Genomic DNA, 9,522 nt, shown 5'->3' with positions numbered 1-9,522 from the left:
CGACCGCTCGCTCGACTATTACGTCAACAAGCTCGGCTTTCCGGAAATGCTCCGGCTGACCAAGGACGACGGCAGCGTCTGGCTCGTCTACCTGCGCATCACCGATCACCAGTACCTCGAGATTTTCCCCGGTGCGGAAAACGATCGCGCGCCCGGCTGGAACGCCAATGGCATGAACCACATGTGCCTGACCGTGGATGACATCGACTCCGTCCTCGCGCAGGTCGAAGCGGCCGGGCTCGAACTGCTCCTGCCGCTCAAAACGGCGATCGACGGCAATCGCCAGGCCTGGCTGGAAGACCCCGACGGCAATCGCATCGAATTGATGGAGATGGCGGAAAACAGCCTGCAGTATGCGGCCATCGAACGGCTCAGATCCGAGGGCGCGATTTCTTGACGTCCACTGGGGCAGGGCGGCAGTTGCGACCGCACTTGACGCCATTTGCTGATCGTGGTTTCAGGGCCGAAAATGGGTCTGGGTGGACATCTTGGGCAAAGGGATCGTAACGCTCAGGGATATTGCCACCAGAACCGGATTCTCCATGAATACCGTGTCTCTGGCCTTGCGGGACAGTCCCCGCATCACGCCGGAGACACGCGACAAGATCCGCTCGGCCGCCGCCGAACTGCGCTACGTCCCCAACCATGTCGCCAAGTCGCTGGTCAGCCGCGAAACGCGGACCATCGGCCTGGTGCTCACCGACATCCTCAATCCCACCCTGACCCACACCGCCCAGGCCGTCGAAAAGGCCCTGGCCGAAAAGGGCTATGGCACCCTGTTTGCGACCTCGAACAACACGCTCGAGGAAGAAATCCGGGTGGTCGACATGTTCCGCTCCCGCCAGGTCGATGGCATCCTGATCTATCCGACCCGGCACCGCGAGCTCGCCCACCTGCGCCCGCTGCGCAAGGCCAATTTTCCGCTCGTGCTGCTGATTGCCGATCCCGATGCCGGCATTGACGGCGTCAGCGTCGACGATCGCAGTGGCGGCTTTCGCGCCACCCGCTATCTCATCGGTCGCGGCCACCGCCGCATCGGCTTCCTCGATGCTTCGCACCGCAATGGCAACGACGAAAAACTCGAGGGCTACCAGCAGGCGCTCGCCGAAGCCGGCATGGCGTTCGACCCCGATCTCGTCGTGCCGACCACCGGCCACTACGCCCGCCACGGCTATTTCGCACTCGACGAGATGATGAACCGGCCCGGCCCGCCCACGGCGATCTTCACCGACAATGATTCTCTGGCGCTCGGCGCGCTGCGCTGGTGCCACAAGCACGGCGTGCGCGTCCCCGACGATCTCGCCATCATGGGCTATGACAACATCGCCTTCACCGAATTCGGCGAGCCGCCGCTGTCGACGATCAACTATGATGTCGATGCGGTCTCGCGGCTCGCCGTCGACCGGCTGATGGATCTGATCGGTGCCGGCGACGTGCTGCCCGCGCCCCGCGTCACCCTCATCGACCCCGAACTCATCATCCGCGAAAGCACCTGACCCTGCTGCCGCTGAAATCGCTCGGCGCAAACCGCCGACCCAGAGGAGAGAGAACATGAACAAGCGCATCGTCTTCACCGGCGGCAGTGGCAAGGCCGGCCGCGAGGTCGTCCCCTATCTGGTCGAGCACGGCTATGACGTCCTCAACCTCGATCTCGCGCCGCTCGACTACGCGGGCGTCAACACGCTCAAAACCGACCTGCGCGACAGCGGCCAGGTGTTCAATGCGCTCTCGATGCATTTCGATTTCGACGGTCTGAAAAGCGGCGATGGCCCGGCGCCCCTCGACGCCGTGGTGCATTTCGGCGCCGTGCCGCGCATCCTGCTCAAGCCCGACGACGCCACCTTCTCCGACAATGTGGTCTCGACCTACAATGTCATCGAGGCGGCGACGAAGCTCGGCATCCGCAAGATCATCATCGCCTCCAGCGAAACCACCTATGGCGTGTGCTTCGCCGACGGCGAAAAGGACTACCACAGCTTCCCGCTGGAAGAGGATTACGACATCGACCCGATGGACAGCTACGGACTGTCGAAGCTGGTCAATGAAAAGACCGCGCGGGCCTTCGCCATGCGCACCGGCGCCGATATCTATGCGCTACGGATCGGCAACGTCATGTCGCCCGGCGACTATGCCAACTTCCCGAAATATCTCGCCGAGCCTGGCTCCCGCCGGCGCAACGCCTGGAGCTATATCGACGCCCGCGATCTCGGCCAGATCGTTGACCTGTGCATAAAGAAGGACGGGCTCGGCTTCGAGGTCTTCAACGCGGTCAACGACACCATTGTCGCCAACCAGCCGACCGCCGAAATCCTCGCCACCTACGCGCCCAACACCCCGATCACCCGCGAAATGGGCGAATACGAAGCCCCGCTCTCCAACCGCAAGATCCGCGAAGTCCTCGGCTTCAAGGAAGAGCACAACTGGCGCAAATACGTCCCCGGCGCCTGAACTGACGCAGCAGGCCATGGGGGGAGGGACCGCCGGACGGTCCCCCCATGGCGCATCTTTCTGGCCAACTCAGAACGGCAGCGAGAACTTCAGATTGCCGCCATAGCTTAGGGTGGTTTCCCCGATCAGGGCGCCGGCCGAGGCGCGGAACACCACGCCCTGATTGGACAGCAGGTCGAACCCCAGGTTTACGTCCAGCATGGTCGGGTCCATTGCCGCGCGGCTTTCGAACCCGTCGACAGAATCCGGCGCCCCCACGAATCTGGCCGTCACCCAAGGATTGACATCACCATGGGTGGTGACAACTCCCACCGAGCCGAACGGCCGCAACGAGGACGTGTCACCGAGTGCGATTTCGCCGCCCACCTCCACCGCCGCCGTTGCAGTGACGAAGGTATGGGTCGACGGCGCGACCTCGAGCGCCACCGGCCCGCCGTCTTCGGTAAAGCCTTCGCTGTGCACCTGCATGACGCCCAGATCGACATAGGGCCGCAGATAGGCGCTGTCCTGACCGAACGTGTGCGACACGCGCGCATGGGCGCCCACATACATCAGCTCCTGCTGTCCTTCGAGCAGGTAGCCAACGTCACCCGGCAGCGCGACCGCGCGCGTCACCTGGTTCCAGTCCATGCCGCCGGAGACGATCCCGGCGAGCGTGGTGCCGCCGATGGTCTGTTTCAGCGCCGCGCCCAGCTGCAGCCGTTCGCCGCTGCTCTGGCTGGAGGCGCCGATGCTGGTGCTGGTGCGCTCGTAGGACATGCCGAAATTGCCGGCGAGGTCGACCGAAGGCGAGAACTGGGCGCCCACTCGCACCTTGCTTGTCGTCGTCGCAAAGCCCCCGCTGGTCGCGCTGTCCTGCTGTTCGGTCGAAGCGCCACCCACGGCCACCCACAGGCATTCCCCTTCGCGGTTGAACTTGTAGGCGCCATCGAACACCCGGCAACTGAGCATGGCGTTCTCGAAATCGAGCGCACCCAGCAGCGTCGTCACCTGGTTCGCCGCGTAGAGCTCCGCCGATAGCGAATCCAGCGCCGCCGAATAGGCCAATAGGTCGGGCAGCCCGAACAGCGCATCGGTGATCGGCCGCATCTGCTCGGTGTCGCCCTCGCCCCGACTGAAGGCGGTCTGCATGGCGTCGATATGGTCCCCGACACTGGCCTGGTTTGCGTTCAGCCCCTCCGGCGTGAAATCGACACCGTAGCTCAGTATGAGCTCGGTATCCGTCGTCTCCAGTTCATAGCGGGCGATGGCCGATTCCGGGGCGTCCAGTTCCAGCGCGTCCGCCGTCAGCGACAGGTCCGACCGCGCCAGAAGCGCCCGGCGCTCGCCGGAAACGATAGCGCCACCGTTGAGGATTGAGAGTTCGACCACGCCGCCGAAGTTCATCGCCTGGGTACTGAAGACCGCATCCGCTTCCGCGGCCTGCAACGGGTCGGCTTGCTCGAGCGGGCGCAACTGGAAGTCGAGGTCGATCGCAAAGGTGCCGGTCTGCATGAGGGCGCTGTCGAATTGCGTCGCCATCACCACACCATCGCCACCGGGTGACAGGCGCCCAGCGCTGACAAAGCTGCCGGACGAGCCGAGCAGCGCCAGCTCACCCGAATTCAGCGTGCCGGTATTGTTGAAGCGGTTGCGACCCCCGCCGAGATCCAGCGAGCCGGTGACGGTTCCCGCATTATCGACCGTCTCGTCCGCATCGCCCGAGAACACCGCATATCCGCTCTCGACACCGCCGAGCGTAGTGATCAATCCGTTATTGACGATGCTGTTGTCGCGGCCATGGGTCAGGTTGATGCCGACCGCTGTCTGTTCATCATTGCTTTCGCCGCCGACAATAGCGCCGTCCTCGGCAAGCGCGATGGTGACGATGCCATTGGTTTGGTCGGCCCGGCTGGTGGCGACGATACCATGGGCGCCGAGGCCTTCGGCCACAACGACGCCATCGAGGGTGATCATCACGTCGCCGGCCTTGCCGCCCTCCAGCCCATCCGTCGCGCCGCCATCGCTTTGCGCGAAGATGCCGGCGGCATTCTCGCCGAATGTATGGATCGTTCCGGTGTAGTCGATCATCACCCGTCCGGCGTCGCCGACATCGCCGGCACTGCCGACGGCGAAATTGGAGGCTTCGCCGAATGCGCCATAGCCCGCATTGCCCAACAGCCCGCCGCCGCCGCCAACGCTTTGCGCGAAGATGCCGGTCGCCGATTGGCCATGGGTGACGATCGCCGTGCCGGTGTCGGCCGTGACAGTGACGTCGCCGCCATCGCCACCGTCACCGCCCTCACGCTGGAAGGCGAGGCCGATGCCGACATTCAGGGCCGGTACGTCATCGAAGCCATTCTTCAAGAACCGGTCGATATTGCCGGCAACGCCACCGCCACCACCGACGCTCTGCGCGAATACCCCGTGCGACGCCGTGCCCAGCGTTTCGATCACGCCCTCATCGGTCAGCGCGACGCTCACCGTGCCGCCATCTCCGGCGCTGCCGCCTTCGCCGCCGATGCCGACCTTGCCCAGCGCCCCGATACCGGCGAGGCCTCCGATACCGCCGCCGCCGCCGACGCTTTGCGCGAAAATGGCGGTCGAGTTCGACCCTTCGGTCCGGATGCCGCCGCTATTGGCGACCGACACGGTCCCGCCGTCGCCGCTGCTGCCGCCCGACCCGCCGACCGCAACCGACAGGTTCGAATATTTCTTGGTCTTGTCGAAGGTCAGGCCGATCACCGCGTCCACCGGCACCGGCGTCGGCAGCAATTCGCCCGAGCCGATGATGCCATTGCCGCCGGCACCGCCGCCGCCACCCACGCTCTGCGCGAAAATGCCGTTGGCGGTAGCGCCATGGGTGACGATGGTGCCTTCATTGTCGACCTCGACCACCCCGCCGTCGCCAGACGCGCCACCATCGCCGCCGACCGAGACGCTCAGCGCGACACTGGTGGGCGGATCGGCCGGGCACTCGTCGCCGCAGGACTTGCCGAGCACCAGATTGATGGCGTTGCCGCGGCCGCCGACGCCGCCACCCCCACCGATCGACTGCGCCGATACGCCATGCGAGCTGGCGCCCGCAATCACCTGATTGCCTTCGGCATCCAGTAGTGGATTGTCGCCGTCCATCACGACGCGGCCGGTTTCGATCGTCCCGCGATTGACCACCGTCACGCCGGCGCCATCGCCGGCAACGCCGCCCGAGCCACCGATCGTGGTCGCAAGGTTGATCGCGCGGGCCGTGCTTGTCGTATCGATCACGGTCACCAGTCCGGTCACCGAATTGCCGCCGTCGCCACCGCCGCCGCCGATCGACTGCGCGAAAATGCCCTCCGCATTGTCGGACAGCGTCAGGATGTACTGGTCGGAGAAAACGTCCACGTCGCCGCCATTGCCGCCGTCGCCGCCCGATCCACCGACGGAAACGCCGACACTGAGCGAGGTGCCTTCCACGACGCCATTGAGGTTGGCGGCCACCGCCAGCCCGCCATTGCCGCCACCCCCACCAATCGATTGCGCCCTGATGCCCGAGGCGCTCTCGCCAGTGGTGACGATCGCGTCGCCGGTGATGCCCTCGCCCGAGTTGTCGCGCCCGACGACGACCTTGCCGCCCTCGCCACCCTCGCCACCGCTGCCGCCGACAGCCACGTTGAACGAGGCCGCGTTCATGCCGATGGCGATCACGCCGGAACCTACGAGGCCGCCATTCCCGCCGCCGCCACCGATCGACTGCGCCAGCACGCCATGCGCCGATATGCCGTGGGTTTCGATATAGCCGGCGTTACCGATGCGCACGATCCCGGCATCACCGCCGCTACCACCACTGCCGCCAAGCGCCACGCTGACCGCCACTGCCGGCACCTCGCCGGTGAAGGCGCCGCTGAGCGCGTAGGCTGAGCCGCCATTACCGCCGCCACCACCGACGCTCTGCGCGAAGATCCCGGCGGACATGTGCCCCTGGGTGAAGATCGTGCCGAGATTGTCGATGCTGACGCCGGCGGAATCGTTACCGCCGCCCGCGGCACCGCCGAGTGAAACGCTGCTCGCCGCGACACCGACCGAGCCGCCCACGGACATGCCGCCATTGCCACCACCGCCGCCGACGCTCTGGGCCAGGATGCCGGCCGCGTTCAGCCCGGACGTCGACACCGCAACGCGGTTTTTCACGGCGACCTCGCCTGCCGTGCCGCCACCTTCACCGCTGCCGCCGAGAGCCAGGCTCAGGCCGTTGAAACTGCCGCTGCCGGCGGTGCCGCCATTGCCGCCGCCGCCACCGATAGACTGGGCGAGGATGGCTATGGCGCCATCGCCAATGGTGAGAATGGCGTCGGATTCGTCAGTGGCATAGGTATCGACCGACACCGCATCGCCGTCACCGCCCTTGTCGCCGTCACCGCCCAGCGACGCGCTGGCCGATATCAGCCCGAGGGCGGCACTCACGGCAGTGCCGCCATTGCCGCCGCCACCGCCGACGCTTTGTGCCAGAATGGCGTGGGCGAGGGCCCCATCGGTCGCTATGGTCCCTGCCGTATTGACGGCGACGATCCCCGCATCGCCTCCGGTGCCACCGCTTCCGCCCGCCGTCATCGACACGCTGATTGTTCCGCCACCGGAGGCCGCTATACTGCCGCCGCCGCTGCCGCCACCGCCGCCGACCGATTGGGCGAGAATGCCGATGGCGCTATTGCCCTCTGTGCTCACCAATCCCTTGGCATTGACCGTCACGTCGTCGCCGTCGCCCCCGGGGCCGCCTGTGCCGCCCAGGCCGAAGACCACCGACAGTCCACTGACCGGCACCGCGCCCGCCAATGCGAAGCCGCCAGCACCGCCACCGCCGCCGATCGACTGCGCCTGCAAGCCATGCGCCGTGTCGCCCGTGGTGGCGATGACGGCACCCGTCAGCCTCGTCACGTCGTCCGTCTCGTTGTAGATGACCCCGGCGCCATCGCCACCCAGGCCGCCCGAGCCGCCGATTGCGACCGCCACCACCGGGGCGAAGGCGTAGGCGTCGCCGCCATTGCCCCCGCCACCACCGATCGACTGCATCAGCACGCCGACCGAGCCGTCCCCGGCCGTCGAGATTGTCCCCGAATTGGAGATCGTCACCAGGTCGGAATTGCCACCCGACCCGGCCCTGCCACCGACTGCAAATGCGCCGCCCGAGCCGCCACCGTCGCCGCCACCGCCGCCGATGGATTGCGCCAGCACGCCGAAGGACTCGCTGCCATCGGTGGTGATTTCACCGAGATTGTTGACGACCACCTTGCCGCCGCTGGATTCGCCGCCGCCATTGCCGCCGACCGCGACGAAGCCGCCGGTGCCGCTGCCGGACCCGGCACCGGCCCCGGTGCTCTCGGCGTAAATGCCGTGCCCGTGGTCGCCATGCGTGGTGATCAGACCCCGATTGGTCACCACCACCAGGCCCGCGTCGCCACCATTTCCGCCTTCGTCGCCGATCGCGATCAATCCGCCGGTATCGTCTCCGCCGGGCCCGCCGTCGCCGCCCTGGCTTCTGGCGTAAACACCATGTCCGCCATCGCCGTGAACGGTGATTTTCGATCCGGTCGAAAGGGTGACGCCGACATCGCCGCCATTGCCGCCGTCGCCGCCGGCCTCCGCTTCCGAGTAGACCAGGCCGAACGCACCGCCGCCTTCGCCGCCGTCGCCACCACTGCTGAGCGCCGCAATGCCGTGCATCGGCAAGCCCAGAAAGCTGCCACGGCCATCGACGGTGATTTCGCCGTAATTGCTGACCGAGACGGACGCCGCATCCCCGCCATCGGCGCCATCACGGCACCACGTGGCGACCAGCACCGTCGTACAGGAGCCTTCCTCGCCGTCGCCGCCGCTTGAGACGACCAGGATCCCGTGCGCCTTCGCCGTCGTGAAATCTGCGGCGTTCCTGACGTTGAGCGTGCCTTCGACATCCCCGCCGTCACTCGGCGCGGTGGTCAGCAGCGCGGCCAGTTCCGTGGCCGTATAGGTGGGCCCATCAGTGCCGACAACATAGACAGGCGCGTCGTTCTCGCCGGTCTGATAGATCAGCTGAGGCGGATCGCCGACCCGGATGGGCGTGCCACCCTCGGCGGCGAGAACGTCGACCTCCGGCGTGGCGGGATCGTCATCGTCGTCATAAGAGACGGTGACATAGGTGACCTCGACATCCTGAGCCCCGTCGCTCGCATCGACGCCCGAGAGCGATACGCTGATTCCCACCTTCCCCGACGTCACGATCGTTTCGCCCGGCGTCTCGTCGCCGACCTCGAGCTCGATGACAATCGGGTGCGCGTCACTCGGGTAGCGAATGCCGTCCGTCGGCACATCGACGCACTCGATATGCAAACCAAACGGAGCATCAGTGGCGCAGCCCTCGTTCTGCGCCACTGCAGGTATTGGGCTCAGCATCGCCGCTGTGGCGCCTAATACCAGTATCAGGAGGGCGCTCGCCCAGCTTAAATGAAAATCCCGAAAATAATTGCGGTCCCTGCGAGCCGGATAATTTCCGGAGAAAGACTTCAAATACATTGCTCAACCTTCAAATCGGCGCCAATAGTCCGAGTTCTATTGTGTGGCTGCAATGTCAGAAGTTAATTGTAAGTGAGATTGCGTATGCACTGTCGCAGGAAGGCAACAGGCACCTGGCCGTGCCGCCGTTCGCCGAAAAGCGAACGCTGAGGCGATTTGGCACTGGCCTCAGCGGCGCGAGATTTTGTCGAACAGTCGATAGAAGGTTTCCGTCGTCACGGCGCCGAGCCTGTCGCGATCGGTGCCGCGCAGCTCGACCAGTGACGCGGCATTGCGGATCAGATTGGCGCCGACTTCGCGCTTCGCTCTGCGTTCAGTTGCTTATCGCCGGATGCCAAGACAGCCCGGCAAGATCGAACGTCGCGTCAATGCCAACCAGCCCCATGGACAGCATCTCGAGTGCCCTGCGTTATCGGCACCAAAGGGAGCTTGCAGCTCGCTTCGCCAGGCGTTTCGGAGCGCCGCTGACACTACGCGGCGGGCGGAGTAGCGGCCACCGACGTTGAGGAAATAACGAATCCTACCGGCCAATTGCAGGCTCGTATTGTAGGGGCAAAACGGGGT

General features: G+C 65.7%; 4 protein-coding genes. 3 read left to right on the top strand and 1 reads right to left on the bottom strand.

Annotated features, from left to right (window positions below; translation table 11 throughout):
- The 3 genes from ACN0TK_RS17530 to ACN0TK_RS17520 form a co-directional block, all read left to right on the top strand.
- Positions 1-397: VOC family protein (locus ACN0TK_RS17530; RefSeq protein WP_417310832.1), on the top strand; the 397-nt coding region annotated here is incomplete at its 5' end.
- A gap of 82 nt (positions 398-479) precedes the next feature.
- Positions 480-1,496, top strand: coding sequence for a LacI family DNA-binding transcriptional regulator (locus ACN0TK_RS17525; RefSeq protein ID WP_417310831.1), 1,017 nt, complete (start codon positions 480-482; stop codon positions 1,494-1,496).
- Positions 1,497-1,551: 55 nt separating this feature from the next.
- Complete coding sequence (locus ACN0TK_RS17520; protein WP_417310830.1) at positions 1,552-2,448, top strand: NAD-dependent epimerase/dehydratase family protein; 897 nt, start codon at positions 1,552-1,554, stop codon at positions 2,446-2,448.
- 69 nt (positions 2,449-2,517) lie between these two features.
- On the opposite strand, the gene ACN0TK_RS17515 is transcribed toward ACN0TK_RS17520, so the two are convergent.
- Positions 2,518-8,838: a hypothetical protein gene (locus ACN0TK_RS17515; protein WP_417310829.1), complete on the bottom strand. Its 6,321-nt coding sequence runs from the start codon at positions 8,836-8,838 to the stop codon at positions 2,518-2,520.
- Positions 8,839-9,522 lie beyond the last annotated feature (684 nt).

The organism is Devosia sp. (assembly GCF_048261455.1).
Taxonomy (GTDB): Bacteria; Pseudomonadota; Alphaproteobacteria; order Rhizobiales; family Devosiaceae; genus Devosia_A.
This window is presented reverse-complemented; position numbering and strand designations above follow the sequence as displayed.

Excerpts from the sequence above, each read along its gene's own strand:
- ACN0TK_RS17515 (WP_417310829.1), bottom strand. The coding sequence starts at position 8,838 with ATGCTGAGCCCAATACCTGCAGTGGCGCAGAACGAGGGCTGCGCCACT.
- ACN0TK_RS17520 (WP_417310830.1), top strand. The coding sequence starts at position 1,552 with ATGAACAAGCGCATCGTCTTCACCGGCGGCAGTGGCAAGGCCGGCCGC.